Annotated in this window: 12 protein-coding genes; 7 read left to right on the top strand and 5 right to left on the bottom strand. The window is 51.7% G+C overall.

Annotated elements, in window-relative coordinates; all coding sequences use genetic code 11:
- Positions 1–60: 60 nt before the first annotated feature.
- The 4 genes from EPD17_RS00960 to EPD17_RS00945 form a co-directional block, all read right to left on the bottom strand.
- Entirely contained in the window at positions 61–558 is a 498-nt protein-coding gene (locus EPD17_RS00960; RefSeq protein WP_132051005.1) for a MerR family transcriptional regulator, read from the bottom strand.
- Positions 559–638: 80 nt separating this feature from the next.
- Positions 639–857, bottom strand: a complete 219-nt coding sequence (locus tag EPD17_RS00955; protein ID WP_132051003.1) for a hypothetical protein — start codon at positions 855–857, stop codon at positions 639–641.
- Positions 858–898: 41 nt separating this feature from the next.
- Positions 899–1,117, bottom strand: coding sequence for a hypothetical protein (locus EPD17_RS00950; protein WP_132051001.1), 219 nt, complete (start codon positions 1,115–1,117; stop codon positions 899–901).
- Positions 1,118–1,159: 42 nt separating this feature from the next.
- Positions 1,160–2,131 carry a M23 family metallopeptidase gene (locus EPD17_RS00945; protein WP_132050999.1) on the bottom strand — a complete coding sequence of 324 codons (972 nt, stop codon included), beginning with the start codon at positions 2,129–2,131 and terminating at the stop codon, positions 1,160–1,162.
- A 209-nt stretch (positions 2,132–2,340) separates the two neighbouring features.
- On the opposite strand from EPD17_RS00945, the gene alaS reads away from it, so the two are divergent.
- The 4 genes from alaS to EPD17_RS00925 all read left to right on the top strand — a co-directional run bounded on the left by alaS (position 2,341) and on the right by EPD17_RS00925 (position 9,437).
- The gene (alaS, locus tag EPD17_RS00940; protein ID WP_132050997.1) at positions 2,341–5,007 is read left to right on the top strand and encodes an alanine--tRNA ligase; all 2,667 of its coding nucleotides are present in this window, start codon (positions 2,341–2,343) and stop codon (positions 5,005–5,007) included.
- A gap of 430 nt (positions 5,008–5,437) precedes the next feature.
- Positions 5,438–6,517 carry a PDZ domain-containing protein gene (locus EPD17_RS00935; RefSeq protein ID WP_132050995.1) on the top strand — a complete coding sequence of 360 codons (1,080 nt, stop codon included), beginning with the start codon at positions 5,438–5,440 and terminating at the stop codon, positions 6,515–6,517.
- Positions 6,518–6,652: 135 nt separating this feature from the next.
- On the top strand, positions 6,653–8,101 hold the full coding sequence (gene gatB, locus EPD17_RS00930) for an Asp-tRNA(Asn)/Glu-tRNA(Gln) amidotransferase subunit GatB (RefSeq protein WP_132050993.1): 1,449 nt from the start codon (positions 6,653–6,655) through the stop codon (positions 8,099–8,101).
- 172 nt (positions 8,102–8,273) lie between these two features.
- The gene (locus EPD17_RS00925; protein ID WP_132050991.1) at positions 8,274–9,437 is read left to right on the top strand and encodes a TlpA disulfide reductase family protein; all 1,164 of its coding nucleotides are present in this window, start codon (positions 8,274–8,276) and stop codon (positions 9,435–9,437) included.
- 136 nt (positions 9,438–9,573) lie between these two features.
- Here EPD17_RS00925 and recO read toward each other — a convergent pair whose 3' ends face one another.
- Entirely contained in the window at positions 9,574–10,311 is a 738-nt protein-coding gene (recO, locus tag EPD17_RS00920) for a DNA repair protein RecO (RefSeq protein WP_132050989.1), read from the bottom strand.
- A 240-nt stretch (positions 10,312–10,551) separates the two neighbouring features.
- Between recO and EPD17_RS00915 the strand changes: the two genes are divergently transcribed.
- The 3 genes from EPD17_RS00915 (at position 10,552) to EPD17_RS00905 (ending at position 17,708) form a co-directional block, all read left to right on the top strand.
- On the top strand, positions 10,552–12,873 hold the full coding sequence (locus EPD17_RS00915) for an efflux RND transporter permease subunit (RefSeq protein WP_132050987.1): 2,322 nt from the start codon (positions 10,552–10,554) through the stop codon (positions 12,871–12,873).
- 234 nt (positions 12,874–13,107) lie between these two features.
- Positions 13,108–16,236, top strand: a complete 3,129-nt coding sequence (locus tag EPD17_RS00910) for a SusC/RagA family TonB-linked outer membrane protein (RefSeq protein ID WP_132050985.1) — start codon at positions 13,108–13,110, stop codon at positions 16,234–16,236.
- A 23-nt stretch (positions 16,237–16,259) separates the two neighbouring features.
- Positions 16,260–17,708 carry a RagB/SusD family nutrient uptake outer membrane protein gene (locus EPD17_RS00905; protein WP_132050983.1) on the top strand — a complete coding sequence of 483 codons (1,449 nt, stop codon included), beginning with the start codon at positions 16,260–16,262 and terminating at the stop codon, positions 17,706–17,708.
- Positions 17,709–18,117 lie beyond the last annotated feature (409 nt).

Genomic DNA, 18,117 nt, shown 5'->3' with positions numbered 1-18,117 from the left:
CGCCACTCATTCACCATTCACCATTGCCCATTCACGTTTGACGTTTCACGAAATCCGAAATCACAAATGCGCCTTTACCTCCAGCAAAAACTGCCGCAGCTTTTGCAGCGATTGTATCATGTGAAACTGTTCTTCAGCTTGGGCGCCGCGCTTCAGGTATTCGCGGGCCCCTTCCAGCGTGTATTTGCGGCGGCGGATAAGGTCGTGAATCAACACAAGCGTTTTTACATCTTCGGGGCGGAATAGGCGGTCGCCCTTGCCGTTTTTGCGCGGCTTGAGTTGCGGAAACTCATTTTCCCAATAACGGATCTGCGAAATGGGCACGCCAAACATGGCCGCCACTTCCGAAATGCCCCAATATTGTTTCTGAAACAAAATGGCGTCTTCCGGCACCAGCACTTTGTCGGGGCCAGCTTCGGTAGGCTTTAGCGGCTTGCGGCCGCGGGTTCTTTTAGGCGGCTCTGGCGCAGGCAGAGGCTTGCCCGAAAGAAACTCTTTGGGCTGCTGTGGCTCCTCGTCGGAAAAGTCGAATAAAATTTGCGAAAGCGGGCCGGCCATGGAGGCAAAAGTAATCAGTTATGAGTCTCCAGTTCAAAGTCGATTTTACCAACGACAAACTAAAAACTACAAACAACAAACTACTGATTCCCCGTGGTGTCGCTCATTTTTTCCACGTTCATGGCCGATGTGTCGGTGCTGATCACGTTCTGATTGGAAACACCGCTGGGATGCTGGGTTTCTTCATCAATAGCGCCGGGGCTGGTGCCCAAAGTATCGGTGCTGGTAGTGCCGTTGCTGCTGTCGCCGCAGCTCATCAGGGTAAAAACAATTCCGGTGAGTAGTAGTGCCTTTTTCATGCGGGCACAAATGCAATTAATGCACCAAAAGGGCTTTGGTTTTATTGAAACGGGTTGCGGTTCGCGTCGGATTGCTTTTTATAGCGCAGCAACAGCACCACAAACAGCACGGTAAGTATGGCCACCAGCGCCACCGACCAGTATAGCCGGAAATCATCATTTTGCCGATAGGCTTTCACTGCATCAATGCCCTTATACACAATAAACGCGGCGTACAGGAGCAGGATAAAAACGCGGTTGTTCTTGCTGGGTTGGCTCATGGAAAATAAATCTCTGTAGAATGGCAGTGGTAAAAAGCGCCGTTAATCAAAACTCTGGTTCGATGCCTTTGCCCGTTTCAGCAACTCGTTGAATTGCTCGGGGCCCAGGTCGTTGTAAAAAAAGTAAACCGGGTCCAGCTTGTTGCCGTTTTTATGCACCTCGTAATGCAGGTGCGGGCCGGTGCTTTTGCCTGTGGAACCCACGTAACCAATCAGTTCGCCGCGCTTAACCTGCTGGCCCGCCCGTGCTTTGATGCGCACCATATGGCCATACAGCGTTTCGTAGCCATAGCCGTGGTTGATCACCACGTGGTTGCCATAGCCGCCATCCGAAAAGCCGGCAATTTTCACCCGCCCATTGGCCGTGGCATAAATAGGCGTGCCCTGCGGCGCCGAAAAATCGAGTCCGGCGTGCATTTTTATGGTTTTGTAAATCGGATCAATGCGGAAACCAAAGCCCGATGCAATTCGGTTCAGGTCCTGGTTGCTCACGGGCTGGATGGCCGGAGTGGCGGCAATCAGTTTTTCTTTGTTCAACAACAGGTTGTCCAGCTCCTTGTACGATTTATCCTGCGCCAGAATCCGGTTGCTCAGCACCTGCAGGTCTTTACGGATGGAGCGCACCAGTTCCATTTCCTGCATGCTTTCGACCATCGCTACCTGCTTTTGTTTTTCCAAAGCTTCGGCGCGGGCACTGTCGGGTATGGGTTCGGCTTCAAAAATGGAGCGGTACACGCTGTTGTCGCGTCGCTCCAGTTCCACCATTTGCTGCTGCAGCCCGTTTACAGTGCGCCGCAGATCCTGGTAGCTTATTTTCAGGCGTTCGTTTTCGGCCCGCAGCAGTTTTTCGCTGGGCGAGCCCACAAACTGGAAAGCGAAATAAGAAACGATCACCGCCGTAACCAGTGCGGCGGCCAGGAAGCCAAAGATCCGCAGCAGTTTTACCCGCAGGGGCGTGATCAGCTTTTCGTAGCGCAGCGTATGGGTGTTGTAGTAATACTTGATTTTCTTCATCGGCGTAAATGGATTGACGATCTACGATCTACGATTAACGATGGTTTTCTCCCGGTGGTATGCATTCGTAATTCGTAAATCGTACATCCAAAATTCCCCAGTCGTTACCTTTGCTGCCCCGCTGTGGCGGGAATGGACAAATATAGGGGTGGATACCGCCCCAAAATGCAACAACCCGCACCAGTGGCGGCGCACACAAAATTAGCGTTATGACCCAAAACGATATTTCCAGCAGCAACCTGGAAGGCAGTAATCTTTCGGCAGCCGATATCCGTGCCGCCTTTCTCCAGTTCTTTCGTTCCAAGCAGCACCAGATCGTGCCTTCGGCGCCCATTGTGGTAAAAAACGACCCGACGCTGATGTTTACCAACGCCGGTATGAACCAATTCAAGGATTATTTCCTGGGCAACAAACCGGCGCCATCGGCCCGGATAGCCGATACGCAAAAATGCCTACGGGTTAGCGGCAAACACAACGACCTGGAAGAAGTGGGCGTGGACCATTACCACCACACCATGTTTGAAATGCTGGGCAACTGGAGCTTCGGCGATTATTTTAAAGAAGAAGCCATTGCCTGGAGTTGGGAACTGCTTACTTCTGTGCTCAAAATTCCGGTGGACCGCTTGTATGTAACCATTTTTGAAGGCGATGAAAAAGAAGGCCTGCCCCGTGATGAGGAGGCTTATACATCGTGGAAAAAATGGATTGCCGAAGACCGCATTTTGCTGGGCAATAAAAAAGATAATTTCTGGGAAATGGGCGACACCGGCCCTTGCGGACCCTGCACCGAAATACATGTGGACACCCGCCCCAACGTGGAGCGCCTGAGCGTAGATGGTAAAACGCTGGTGAACAACGACCACCCCGAAGTGATCGAGATCTGGAACAACGTATTTATCCAGTTTAACCGCCTCAAAGACGGATCGCTGCAGCCGCTGCCGCAAAAACACGTGGACACCGGCATGGGTTTCGAACGGCTGGTGCGGGTGCTGCAGGGCAAGGCCTCGAACTACGATACTGATGTGTTCAGTGGCCTGATCGATAGCATTTCGAAAACCACCGGCACACCCTACACCGGCTCGCAAAGCAAGGCCGATATTGCCATCCGCGTTAATGCCGATCATATCCGCGCCATCTCGTTTACCATTGCGGACGGCCAGTTGCCCGCCAACACCGGCGCCGGCTATGTTATTCGCCGCATTCTGCGCCGGGCGGTGCGTTATTACTATTCTTATCTCAACTACCAGCAGCCCTTGTTGCACCAGTTGGTGCCGGTATTGGCAGCACAGCTAAAAGATGTGTTTCCCGAACTGGCCCAGCAGGAAGCTTTTGTGGCCCGGGTGATCCGCGAGGAAGAAGAAGCTTTTCTCCGCACTTTGGAAAAAGGCTTGCGCCGCATCGAAGACATCATTGCCATTAGCGGCGGCTTGGTTGGCGGTAAAGAAACTTTTGAACTCTACGATACTTACGGCTTCCCTGTTGATCTTACCCGGCTCATTGCCTCCGAGCGGGGCCTGACGGTGGACGAGCCCGGTTTTGAGCGGGAAATGCAGCAGCAAAAAGACCGCAGCCGCGCAGCCTCGGCCACCGATGCTGGTGATTGGGTAGTGCTGCAGGAGGGCGGTCTGCCCGAATTTGTCGGTTATAATTTGCTGGAAGCATCGGCTAATGTGCTGCGTTACCGCAAGGTAAAAGCAAAGGGCAAAGAGGCTTTCCAGGTGGTGCTCGACCGCACACCGTTTTATGCCGAAAGTGGCGGACAGGTGGGCGATACGGGCAAACTGGTTGCCGGCAGCCAGGAGTTAAAGGTTATTGATACCAAACGCGAAGGCGACCTGATTGTGCATTTCGTGGACCGCATTCCCGAAGGGTTTGCCGGCGGCGAGGTACGTGCCGAAGTGGATGTGGCCAAACGCAAGGCTACGGCATTGCACCACAGCGCTACACACCTGCTGCATGCGGCGTTGCGCAAAGTGCTGGGCAGCCATGTGGCGCAAAAAGGCTCCCTGGTAGCAGCCGATTACCTGCGGTTCGACTTTTCGCATTTTAGTAAAATGACGGCTGAAGAGGCAGCGCAGGTAGAGGTGTTGGTAAATGAAAAGATCCGCGAAAACATTCCTGTCGCCATCCGGCAAATGCCCAAGGATGAAGCCCTGAAACTGGGCGCCATGGCGCTTTTTGGCGAAAAGTATGGCGACACCGTTCGGGTGGTAACGATGGACCCGGAATATTCGGTGGAATTGTGCGGCGGTACGCATGTGGGCGCCACCGGCGAGCTGGGCTTTTTCAAAATTACTTCGGAAGCGGCCGTGGCTGCAGGTGTACGCCGGATAGAAGCCTTGTGTGGCGCTGCTGCCGAAAACTTTATCAACGAGCAGTTGGTGCAGTTGGCTGCCGCAAAAGAAGCCCTGAACAATCCAAAAGACATTTTAAAATCCATAGCCTCGCTGAAAGAAGAATCGGCGGTGCTGAAAAAGAAAATTGAGTTAGCTGAAAATGCGCAGTTGATGCAATTGCGCAATGAACTGAAAAGCCAGGCGCAGCCGATGGGCGATGCCCAGTTTATTGGTGCCGTGGTATCGGTGGGTTCGGCCGATGCGCTGAAAAAGCTGGCTTTTGAACTGAAAGCTGCGGTGCCCAACCTGCTGGTGGTGCTTGCCGCTGACATAGCCGGCAAAGCGCAAGTGGTTATTTTGCTGGATGAGGCACAGGTAGCGGCTAAAAACCTGGATGCCGGTGCCCTGATCAAGCAAACGGTGGCGCCGCTCATTAAAGGCGGTGGTGGCGGGCAAAAAAGCCTGGCAACAGCCGGCGGGCAAAACGTGGCGCAACTGGCCGATGTAATTGAAGCAGTGCGTTCGCAGATTGCCGGATAGGTTTTAAAAATATAATTTTCAATTGTTGCAGGCTTCTCCTACCGGGGAAGCCTGCTGCTTTTTAAGCCACGTGTTTTTGTGAGTACACTCTGCTTTGTCATCCTGAGCGCAGCGAAGGATCTGGGATTTGTGCAAACCGCCACCTGCTATCATGCGGTCGCTACTTTTTATCCAATACCCTGAGTTATCTGGTTCAGATCCTTCGCGGCGCTCAGGATGACAAACACAAAGACCGAACTGAGCCAAAGGCGGAGCAGCAAGCATGCGCTTCCAATATTTTTTCCTTTCCACCGCCCTTTTCTCACCCTTCATCCGGCCGCATTCCCACACATCCCGAACCGCCTATTTTAACATTTGCGAAAAGCTTCGTATTTTGGAAAACCTCATTATATTTGAACTACGAAATTTAACGTAGACAAAATATCAACTTATGAAACGTGTTTTTAACCCATACCTATTTATTGCCGGTATGCTGGTGCTGTCCGTGCCCACAGCGGCTTTGGCCCAGAATGACAATGACCTGGTGAAGCGCGAAAAAGAACTGGCCAACAAAGAAAAAGAGTTGGCTAAAAAAGAAAAGGCGCTGGCCCGTAAGGAAGGCGAACAGATCATTATTACCCGCACCGGCGACCGCAACGAAAAAACCGTGATCGAGATCAACGGAGAGGCAATTACGGTAAATGGTAAAAACGTGAAGGAACTGAAAGGGGCTGTGTCGGTGCAGCGCCATCGGCTCCGCGATGTGGATGCCCTGGTGATGGCTCCAGGACAGCCGCCTATGCCGCCCCGCGCCGGCAACAACTTCAACTTCCGCATGAATGAAGATGCATTTACCTTGTTTGCGGAAGACTCCACCCGCGCCATGCTGGGTGTGATGACGTCGGAAGATGAACGTGGTGCCCGCATCAATAGCGTGAACAAAGAAAGCGGTGCTGAAAAGGCTGGCCTGAAAGCAGGCGATGTAATTACCCGCATTGGCGATGCAAAGATTGATGATGCCAGCGACGTAACCACAGAGGTGCGCAAACGCAAACCCGGCGACAAAGTTGCCATTACTTACCTGCGCGATGGCAAAGAGCAAAAAACCACTGCCGAACTAAGCCAGTGGAAAGGCCTGCGCATCAACGCCAACGGCGACAATTTCAGGGTGATGGTACCCGGCCGCGTAGCGCCTTTTGGCCCCAACGAGTCGTTTGATTTTCGCGATTTCAACCTGTCGGTTGCCGGTGGGCGTCCACGCCTGGGCATTTCCATACAAGACACTGAAAATGGAAAAGGCGTAGCCGTAAAAGAAGTGGAAGAAGATGGCGCTGCTGCAAAAGCCGGCGTTAAAGAAGGCGACATTATCACCCATTTCAACGATGTAGCTGTAAACGACGTAACCGAGATGCGCCGCGAACTGGCCAAGAACCGCGAGAACGCATCGAACAAAATAAAGATGCTGCGCAATGGTAAAGAGCAGACCGTGGAAATAAAAACACCCAAAAAACTGAAAACAGCCGACCTGTAACAAGCTTGAGTTGGATATATAAAAACCCGCAGCAGTGATGCCGCGGGTTTTTTGTTGGTGCAATACGCTGTTCGCTGCCAACGGCAGTTTTGCTAAAACCGGTGCCGGCCCTCAATTTCTCTATCTTTGCCGCCCATGAGTGCGGATAAAAATTATGAAATGGTGGTGGGCCTTGAAGTGCACGCCCAACTGACCACACAAAGCAAGCTTTTTTGTGCCGACAGCACCTTGTTTGGCGAAGCGCCCAACACGCAGGTAAGCGTCGTATCGCTGGCGCACCCCGGCACGCTGCCGGTAATGAACCGCGAAGCCATACAATTGGCCATCAAACTGGGGTTGGCACTCAATTGCACCATTGTGCGGCACAACTATTTTGCCCGCAAAAATTATTTTTATCCCGACCTGCCCAAAGGCTACCAGATCTCGCAGCACACTGCGCCTATTTGCCAGGGCGGCCACCTCGATGTGGAAGTGGGCGGAGCAGTAAAAACCATCCGGCTCAACCGCATACACATGGAGGAAGATGCCGGCAAAAGTGTGCACGATGCCTCTGAAAACTATACCGGGCTGGATTTTAACCGGGCCGGTATTCCGCTGCTCGAAATTGTAACCGAGCCCGATATCCGCAGCAGTGCGGAAGCTTATGCTTATGTAACTGAACTGCGCAGCCTGCTGCGCTACCTCAACGTTTGTGATGGCAACATGGAGCAGGGGCGCTTGCGCTGCGATGTAAATATTTCGGTGCGCAAATGGGGCGAAAAAGAACTGGGCACCAAGGTGGAGATCAAAAACCTCAACTCGGTACGCTTTATTCGCAAGGCTATTGAAGTGGAGAGGGAGCGCCTGATTGCGCTGGTGGAAAGTGGCGGCACCGTGCTGCAGCAAACCCGTGGCTACGATGAAGTAACCAACACCACATACGCCATCCGCACAAAGGAAGACGCCGATGATTACCGCTATTTTGCCGACCCCGATCTGCCGCCGTTTTCTATTAGCAATGAAATGATCGACAGCATCAGGCTAACGATGCCGCCCAGCCGAAAAGAGCGGGTGGAGGCCCTTGTGTCGGAATTTAATTTACCCGAATACGATGCAAAAGCGCTGGCTGCCGATACCGGCCTGGAAGAACTTTTCCGCGCCGCCTGTGCACACACCACCCACGCAAAAGCTGTGGCCAATTGGGTGCTAAACCCCATTCGCAACCGGATGACGGAGCAGGAATTGTCATCGGATGATGTGCTGATAAATGCAGCCTCGCTGGCGGCGCTGGTCAATGCCATTGAAGCAAAGCGGACCACCCACGGCATGGCGGTGCAGCAGGTGCTGCCGGCCCTGTTTGAGCAGGGTGCGCTGGATGTGGACCAGTTTTTAGCGGTCAATAATTTATTGCTTACAGAAAATAGGGGCGAAGTGGAAGAGTGGGTGCAAGCCGTGCTGGACAAGCATCCGCAAAAAGTGGCCGAGTTTCGCAAGGGCAAAAAAGGGCTTATCGGTTTTTTTGTGGGCGAAGCCATGCGCATGGCCCGCGGCAAAGCCGATGCACAACTGATCACAGAAAAATTTACCGAAAAACTAAAGGCATAATTCGTGGTAAAGACCCGTTAATTCGGGCTTTTGCCAAAGCCATATTTTAACCGCTTGCTGTAGTTTGCACCAGTTTTAAACCAAGGAGACACGGCGAACACAGAGGCGCACAGTTTACTTCGTGGTGCTTTGTGCCTTTGTGTCTCCGTGGTTCAATTCCAAAAATCGATTCATGAAAAAAATCTTTGTTCCTGCATTTATCCTGTTGCTGGCCGGTTGTAAAGAGTCGGGCCAGGGCAGTTTTACCGTTTCGGGTACCATAAAAAATACCAGTGCTAAAACAGTGTACCTCGAAGAAACGCCGCTGAACAACGGTGCGCCGGTGCTCGTTGATTCGGCTACGGTGGATAAAGACGGTAAATACGAACTGAGCGCCCTTTCGAAAGGCGAATCGGTGTACAACCTGCGCCTCAACAACCAGGAGTACCCGGTGGCTACCGTCATCAACGATGAGTCGGACGTTACCATCAATATTGATCCTACTTCAAAAGATGTGTACACGGTAAAAGGCTCCGATGCCAGCGAGGCATTGCGCAGCTACTTTTTTACCTCCGGCGAAAAACTGGGTGCCTTGTTCAACGAAGGTCGCTCCATCGACAGCATGCAGCAGACCGGATCTTCCGATTCGCTGGTAAACCTGCGCCTGGCGCAACGCAGCCTCAAGATCACGGACCTGAAAAATTATACCGCCGATTTTATCGGCAAAAGCAAAAGTCCTTCGCTGACCGTGTTTGCGCTGGGATCGTACCAAAGCATGTCGCAAAACCCGGCGCTGGGCGTGGAGCCTTTTTCGCCGGACGAAATAAAAGCCATGATTGGCAAGGCTTCGGCTGCGCATCCAAAGCACGAAGCTTTGGCGCAGATCAACAAAAGCCTGCAACAGCCCGCTGGCACACCGCAGGCTGCCGCTGCATCGCTGCTCAACAAACCCGCGCCTGATTTTACCCTGCCCGGTTTGAACGGCCAGCCCGTTTCGCTTTCTTCTTTTAAAGGCAAATGGGTACTGGTCGATTTCTGGGCCAGCTGGTGCCGCCCCTGCCGCATGGAAAACCCCAACGTAGTAAAGGCATTTCATGCATTTAAAAACAAAAACTTTACGGTACTTGGCGTATCGCTTGACCGGCCCGGACAAAAAGACCAGTGGGAAGAAGCCATCAAAGCCGACGGCCTTGCGTGGACACACGCCAGCGACCTGAAGTTTTGGGAAAGCGCCGTGGTACCGATGTACAACATCGAAGGCATTCCGTACAACGTGCTGGTAAACCCAGAAGGCGTGGTGGTTGCCGAAAACCTGCGCGGCGAAGACCTGTCGAAGAAACTGGCAGAAGTGCTTTAAAAGAATATCGAACAGACGAACAAGGAACAGATGAATGTAGAAGTCAGATAGGAATGTTTATTGATGTTCAATATTCATTGGCTAATCAACTTCTTCGGTTCGATATTCCTTGTTTGTCTGTTCGATGTTCTGTTTTTTACCCCATCATCTCCCGCAACACCGGCAGCGATTTGAGGGCGCCAAACTCCGGCAGGTGCAGCACATAATATTGCTCGTAGGCCTGCAACAGGCGCCGCCTGAATTCCTGGTTCAGGTGCAGGTCTTCCAACTCGGAGGGGTGTTGTGCTTTTAAAATATGCGAGGTAACCTCGGCTTCGCGGTCGTGCAGGTAAAACTGGTGGCGCGGTTGTACCGGCACAAACACGCCTTCCTGCAGGTCGAGGTAAGAATTTTCATCCGAATATTCATCGCCAATGCGGAAGCCAAAGAAATAGGCCAGGTGCAGGGCATAAAACAGCGGGAAATTGGCCGTAGCCTGCGGCGATGCTGCATCGAGGTGCAGCAGCACATCTTCTACAAAATAAAACAGGTCGGGGTTGGCTTCCGGTTCCTTCACACATTTGCTCAGCAGCTCAATCATAAAAGCGGCCACCGCGTTTTTGATCACATCCGAAAGAATTGCGTTGTACAACACAGCCCATTTAAACTCGCGGATGCGCTGCAGGTTGTTGAAATCGTTGTGGTATACCACCAGCTCGAGCAGGGATGCGGGCTGGAAAAAGGCCGCTTTGGCGCTGCTGCGGCGGTTGGCGGTGCGTACGCCATTTACCAGGTACGATTGCAGCCCAAACAGTTCGGTGTACATGTTTACCACCAAACTGGTTTCGCCAAACTTCACGGAGCGCAGTACAATGCCTTTTGTTTTTGCAATCAAAACCGCGGATTTGTGTGGTGTAGAAAGATTAAAATGATTATTTCAAAAACGGGATTGAACTAATAATCCCTCAATTACTCCAATTGATGACAGCTTAACTGGCATCGTACAAAAATAGCGGGCCAGTGATAATGCGCCGATGAACAGCGGCATATTTAACGCTATGCACCAGCTCAAAAAAATCATTTTAAACCATACAAATCTGCGGTTCCTATTTTTGCCCACCTAATTACTTTTTCTATGTGGCAAGCTTTAGGCGGCTGGGTGTTGCGCAATCGAATGATTTTGCTGGCAATTTTGTTGGTGCTTACCGGCTTTATGGGCTGGCAGGCCAGCAAAGTAAAACTCAGCTACGAGTTTGCTAAAGCCATTCCAACCGATAACCCCAAATACCAAACCTACCAGCAGTTCAAGCAGCGTTTTGGCGAGGATGGCAACATGCTGGTGATTGGCATACAAACCGACCAGTTTTTTACCGAAAAAGTATTCAACGACTTCCGCCAGCTGCAGCAAAAAATCAAAGCCATCAATGGGGTAGAAGATATCCTGTCGGTGCCCGGCGCGGTTAATTTGGTAAAAAACTGGGAAACCGAAAAGCTGCAGGCCGCGGCCATTTTCCCAGAAGGCACGCTAACGCAAGCCGAAATTGACAGTACCCGCGATGTGTTTTTAAACCTGCCTTTTTACCAGGGTCTGCTCTATAACCCCGACTCGAAAGCTTACCTGATGGGGGTGCGCATCAACCGTCAGCTGCTGGCCTCCAAAGCCCGCTCCGAAATTGTAAACGCTATTACCAAAGAAGCCGAAGCATTTGGCAGCAAACAGAACATGGAAGTGCACCTGAGCGGCCTGCCGCTGATCCGCACCGTGCTGGCCGACCGCATTTCGGCCGAAATGAAATGGTTTACGTTTGGCTCCATAGCGCTGTCGGCCATTATTCTCTTTTTGTTTTTCCGGTCGTTCAGCGCCATGCTGCTATCGCTGGCGGTGGTGGTCATTGGCGTTATCTGGAGCTTTGGCACCTTGGAGCTGATGGGCTACCGCATTACGCTGCTCACTGCGCTGATTGCCCCGCTGGTGGTGGTCATCGGCATACCCAACTGCATTTATTTTCTAAATAAATACCACACGGCTTACCGAAGTACCGGCAACCGCGAAAAAGCAATTGTGCAGATGATTGCAAAAATGGGCGTAGTTACCCTGTTTTGCAATATTGCCGCGGCCATTGGCTTTGCGGTGTTTGCCCTTACCGAAAGCGCCATCCTGAAAGAGTTTGGTGCCGTGGCCGGCATCAACATCATGATGTTGTTCTTTATCTCGCTCATCCTGATTCCGGCGGTGCTGAGCCTGATGCAGCCACCCAAAGAACAGCATGTGCGCTACTTGGATAACCGCGGCCTGCAGCGCTGGCTGGACCGGCTGGAGCGTTGGTCGCTCAACCACCGCAAATTGATTTATGCCGCAACCGCCGTGTTATTGGTGGCAGCAGTTATGGGCATTTTCCGGTTAAAAAGCGTGGGATATATTGTAGATGACCTGCCCGCTACCGACCGCCTTGTTACCGACCTGAAGTTTTTTGAAACACATTTCCGGGGTGTGATGCCGCTGGAAATAACCATCGACACAAAAGAAAAGAACGGCATCCGCAAAGGCATGCTGCGCACCGTTAATGGTATTGATTCCCTAACGCAGTTTTTGGCAGCCAAGCCGTATATCGGCAAGCCCATTTCTTTTGTTGAAGGATTGAAGTTTGTAAAACAGGCATTCTTTGAAGGCGACAGTGTTAACTACTCGGTGCCTTCCGAGTACGACCTACCTGCCTTGCAGCCTTACTTGTCCATGAAGGGTGGAAGCGACGCGCAGGGAGCATCGCTGGGTAAACTGGTGGCTTCGTTTATGGACAGCACCCGCCAAGTGGCCCGTATTTCGGTAAACATGCAGGATGTAGGCAGTGCACAACTGCCGCTGATTCTCGACAGCATTGAACAGCGCACCTCCCAGCTGTTCGATTCTTCGCGGTATAAAGTGTCGCTCACCGGCACATCGGTCACGTTTCTGGAAGGCACCACCTTTATCATCGAAGGGCTGAAGGAAAGCATTTTCTGGGCGTTTTTGCTCATTGCCCTGTGTATGTTGTACCTGTTCCGTTCGGGGCGCATTTTACTGTGTTCACTCATACCCAACCTGGTGCCATTGGTGATTACCGCTGGTGTTATGGGCTGGGTCGGCGTGCCGCTGAAACCTTCCACGGTACTTATTTTCAGCGTGGCGCTGGGCATTGCCATCGATATTACCATTCGTTTCCTGGTGAATTATAAACAAGACCTGCAAGCCGGAAAATCACCAAAGGAAACCGTGGTGCAAACCATTCACTCCACGGGCCTGAGCATTATTTACACTTCCATCGTGCTGGTGGCGGGTTTTGTGATTTTTTGCTTCAGCGGGTTTGGCGGTACGCAGGCGCTTGGTTGGCTCACCTCGCTAACGCTGGTAGTGGCCACTATTACCAACCTTGTTTTGCTGCCCGCGCTTCTTATTAGTTTTTCAAAAAATAAAAAATAATTAACATTTTGATACAAAATGTGCTGTTGAGTTGTAAATTGGTCATCTGATCGCTGCCCCGTGTACTCCTTCTGTTTCCGGATCAAAAGCAGCAAGTTGATGTGCATTCTGCCACCAACATGCATGCCCAACGGTTTATTCGTGCATAGGGTATTGCGCCTGTGTTTACCATCCGGATGCAGCAGTTGTACCATGGCAGATGTCAATTAGGTGTAACTAAACAATTGAATGCACATGAGAAAACTGCTATTTATGCTGGTGGCATTGCTATGCCATTCCCTCCTGCTTTTAGCGCAGACCCGCACCGTCTCCGGTACGGTTACCGATGACCGGGGCAACCCGCTTCCCAATGTTTCAGTTCAGGTTCGTGGCTCCAATCAGGGCACGGTTTCCGGCCCCGATGGCACATTTACACTCAGTGTACCGGCCAATGCCCGGATACTTGTGTTTTCCTCGGTGGGCCGCACCGCGCAGGAACTGACCATTGGCAACAACACATCGTTCAATGTTAGCTTGCAACCTGCCGACCGCAGCCTCGACGAGGTAGTAGTGGTGGGGTACGGTACCCAACGCCGGCGGGATGTTACCGGCAACATTGCCACCATTAAAGGCGGCGAAATTGCCAACAAGCCGGTACAAAGTTTTGAGCAGGCCCTCGGTGGCCGTGCAGCCGGTGTGCAAATCACCATTCCCAGCGGTGTGCTGAACCAGCCCCCGGTAATCCGGGTACGTGGTACCAACTCCATTTCACTGTCGTCTTACCCGCTGGTGGTAATTGACGGTGTGCCCACATTTACCGGCGACGTAAGCGCCACCAACGCTGCCAGCAACGTGCTGGCCAGCATCAACCCCAACGACATTGAAAGCATCGACATTGCAAAAGACGCTGCTGCTACCGCCATTTATGGTAGCCGTGCTGCCAACGGTGTAGTGTTTGTAACTACTAAAAAAGGCAAATCGGGCCGTGCCCGTGTAACGCTGGATAGCTGGGTAGGTTTCAGCAACGTGCAGCGCCTGCCCGAGTTGCTCGATGCATTCCAATACACGGACTATAAAAACGAAGCCCTGCGCAATGCAGGTACATTTAGCGCTACCAACCAGTTCAGGCTCACCAACGGCCCCGATGGACAGCCCATTAACACCAACTGGTACGATTACGTATACCGCCAGGGTGTGCAGCACAGCAACACGCTGAGCGTTTCCGGTGCCAGCGATGCTACCTCTTATTATTTCTCGGGTGGTTTTACCAACCAGCAGGGTATTATCAAGCGCAACGACTTCAAGCGCCTGAGCCTGTTGGCCAACCTCGACCACCGTGTAGGTAAAGTATTGAGTGTGGGTGGTAAAGTGCAGTACTCCAATGAAGATAACCTGGCCGCTACCAGCTCGGGTGCATTGGGCGATGCATTTTCTACTGCAGGCCTGGGCCGTGTGCCCCTGGTAACTGCGCCCAACATTTCGCCATACAACAACGATGGTTCTTACAACTACTCCGGTGCCCTCATTGGGGTAATGAACAACCTGCAAGGCCAGGTGGGTTTCAACAACCCGGTAATCCAGTTGGATCAAAACCGCAGCAACGCGGTGAACCAGCGCATTTTGACCAACGCTTATGTGCAATTAAAGCCGTTTGAGTGGATGACCCTGCGTTCGGCTTATGGCATCGACAACATCTGGACCGACAACGAAATTTACTGGAGCCCTATTTCCGGTGAAGGTTTTGCATCCAATGGCTTAGCCCTGAGCCAGCTGGGTAAAAACAAAAGCACTGTTTGGACCAACACCGCCGAATTCCGGAACACGTTTGCAGAAAAACACTACGCAAGCTTGTTGCTGGGTGTGGAAGAGCAAAAAACCGATGGTTCGGGCTATGGCCTGCAGCGCACCAGCGTAAACGACCCTGCATTTACCAACATCCAGGGTGGCTGGTCTACTCCCAACAACGCCGGTTTGTTTATTGGCGAAAGCTACCTCTACTCTGAGTTTGCCCGTGCCCAGTACACGTACAACAACAAATATTTCCTTTCTGGAAACCTCCGCCGTGATGGTGCTTCGCAATTGGGTGCCAACAGCAAGTATGGTACCTTCTGGGGTGCATCATTGGGTTGGGAAATTACCCGTGAGAACTTCTGGCAAGGTGCCGGCCTCGACCGCATTTTCAGCAGCTTCAGGCTGCGCGGTAGCTATGGCAAAGTGGGCAACATCGGTGGCTTGGGCAACTTTGCTTCCCTGTCTACTTTTGGTTCCGGTTTGTATGGCGGCAATGGTACCGTGGCCTTTAACCAGGCTGGTAACGACGACCTGACCTGGGAAACCAGCAAAAAGCTGGATATCGGGGTGAACTTTGGATTCCTGAACGAACGCATCACCGGTGAGGTTACCTACTACCGCAACAACATCGACGGCCTGCTGCTGTTTGTGCCGCAGCCTCCTTCTGCGGGTTTGCCGACCAACATTCCACAGAATATTGGTGCCATGTACAACAAAGGTGTTGAGATTGACCTGGGTGCACAGGTAATCAACCGCGAGAAGTTTTCCTGGAATACCAACTTCAATATTTCCTTTAATAAAAATGAAGTAACTGCACTGGCACCGGGCATCACCAACGTAATTGGTACCACCGGCGGTTTGGAAAGCCCCAGCATCACCGTTGTGGGTGAGCCTATTGCTTCGCTGTTTGTAACCCGCACCAATGGCGTTGATCCTGCCACTGGCCGCCGGATCTTTATCAACAAAGCCGGCCGCGAAGTGTACTTCCAGCACATCGCACCTGCTGGTCAGCCCCGTTGGGCTTATGCCGACGGTTCGGTTGCCCCTGCAGTAAGCTCGGCCGATGCCGTAGTGCACAGCAACACGCAGCCTAAGTTTTACGGTGGTTTCGACAACACTTTCCGCTATGGAAACTTTGAGCTCAGCACCTTGTTTACCTTCCAGGGCGGCAACTACATTTATTTTGGTACCAATGCCGGTCTGCGCGACCAGCGTTTCTGGAACAACTCAACCGACGTATTGAGAAGGTGGCAAAAAGCCGGTGACCAAACCGACGTTCCGAAAGCCATCTTTGGCGATAACATTTCCAATGGTTCTTCGTTCCCGCTTGACATGAACGTGTTCAAAGGCGACTTCATCAAATTGCGCACCCTGACGCTGGCCTACAGCCTGCCCAGCAGCCTGGTGAGCAAAGCCCGCCTGAGCAGTCTGCGTTTTTATGTGAATGGCAACAACCTGCTGATCTTCACCGATTACCCCGGTCCTGATCCCGAGGTTTCAAGTAATGGTAACGGCACTACCAACTTTGGTATCGACCGTAACACCGTTGCCAACCAGCGCACCATCACATTTGGCTTGAACGTAGGTTTATAATTAAAGAACCCTAAAGTATTACAATGAAAAAAAGCTTTTTATATATAGCATCGGCAGCGGCGCTGCTGCAGCTAACGGCCTGCGAAAAAGACCGGCTCAACCCGATACCCACCAACAGCATTGCCGAGGCTTCGGCCTTTGATTCGCGGTTGCGCATCGAAGGACAAGTACGGGCCATTTATGCCAGCATTAAAAACTCGGGCATGTATGGTGGGCGCTACCAGATTTTCAATGACATCCGCGGTGGCGACTTTTTAAACGAACGTACCAACGTGGTTACCGGTTTTGATGTGTGGAACTACACACCCAGCAACTCCTCTACCAACAGTGTGCAAAACCATTGGTCACGGGCATACTATGTCATCAACCTGGCCAACGTGTTTCTGGATGGTATGGCCAGCAAAGGCACACCTGTTGTAGGTGAAGCCTTGAGCAAAAACTTCCAGGGCGAAGCACGCCTGCTGCGGGCCATGAGTTATTATTCGTTGCTGCAGCTGTATGCACGTCCTTATTGGGATGGCAATGGCAGCAAGCCCGGTGTGCCGCTGCGCCTGAAAGGAAATACCGGCTCTGGCGATTATGCACTGGCCCGCGCCACCGTTGGCGAAGTGTACAACCAGATACTGGATGATCTGAATTTTGCGGAGCAAAACCTGCCGCTGAATTATTCATCTGCTGTGCTCAATACAACCCGTGCACACCGCAATACAGCCATTGCCCTGAAAACCCGGGTGCTGCTAAGCATGCGCCGCTATGCAGATGTGATTACAGAAGCCAATAAAATTGTAAGTGCTGCAGCACCGTTCCGTGCCGAAACCGGCGTGCCCCATGCATTGGAGCCCACTTTTGCTTCCTTGTTTGGCGTAGCATCTACCACCAACGAAAACATCTTGTCGATGCCGTTTTCATCGGCAGAAGCACCGGGCACCCAAAACCAGTTGGGTTACTATTATGGTCCTTCGGCCTTTAACGGTGGCAATGGCGAGTACTCGCTCAATCCTGCCGGCATTCTTGGCAATGCTGATTGGAAAGCTACCGATGCACGCCGTGCACTCACTACTGTAGTGGGCAGCAAAACATGGCTGGCTAAATATGCCGATAAGAGCGGCTTGTTCGTCGACTTTGCACCGGTGATCCGCTATGCCGAAGTGTTGCTCAACCTAAGCGAAGCCTTGGCCCGGGTAAATGGATTGGATCAGCGTGCTGTGGACCTGCTCAATGCAGTACGCCGCCGTTCGGATCCAACTACCACATTTGCCCCGGCATCGGCCGATGCCCTGATCAATTTGATCCTGACCGAACGCCGTATTGAACTGCTGGGCGAAGGCCTCGCTGGTACCGACCTGACCCGCTTGGGCTTGGCCCTGCCGGCAAAGCCTGGTACTACTGCTGTGGAGCCCAATAGCCAGCAATACATCTGGCCGATTTCTTCAACCGAGCTTTTATTAAATCCATTGATGGAGGATAACTAGAATTAGGTAAACCTGTTTTGTTTTCTCTGCCTTTTAATGGTGGGCCGCTGCTTCTGCAGTGGCCTTTTTTTATCGGTAAAAACGGCCTGCAAAAAACAATGGTTAACCAACGATGGGCTGTCGGATTTATACAGCACATTTCAGAAATCTGTAGAAATGAACCGAAAATAGGTAGCGATTTTTCAAAATTTTCAATCGGTTAAATAAGTCAAAAAAGCAGCGTTTTTTGGATAAATGATGTATTTGAGTGACAATAGAACAGGTTTAATAGATATTTTTTAAACAAACCCCATTTTGATTATAAAAAAATAAATGTGAAAAAAAACCTGATGAGCAAAGGGTTTTGTCTTTTTTAGAAATATATTCGCCGTCTTGAAAATGAGACTTGGTGCAAATGTTGACAAATGCC

The sequence above is a fragment of the Pseudocnuella soli genome, from assembly GCF_004347775.1.
GTDB classification, from domain to species: Bacteria; Bacteroidota; Bacteroidia; order Chitinophagales; family Chitinophagaceae; genus Flavisolibacter; species Flavisolibacter aquaticus.
The sequence above is the reverse complement of the archived record's forward strand: the minus strand, read 5'-3'. Positions and strand labels throughout refer to the sequence as shown.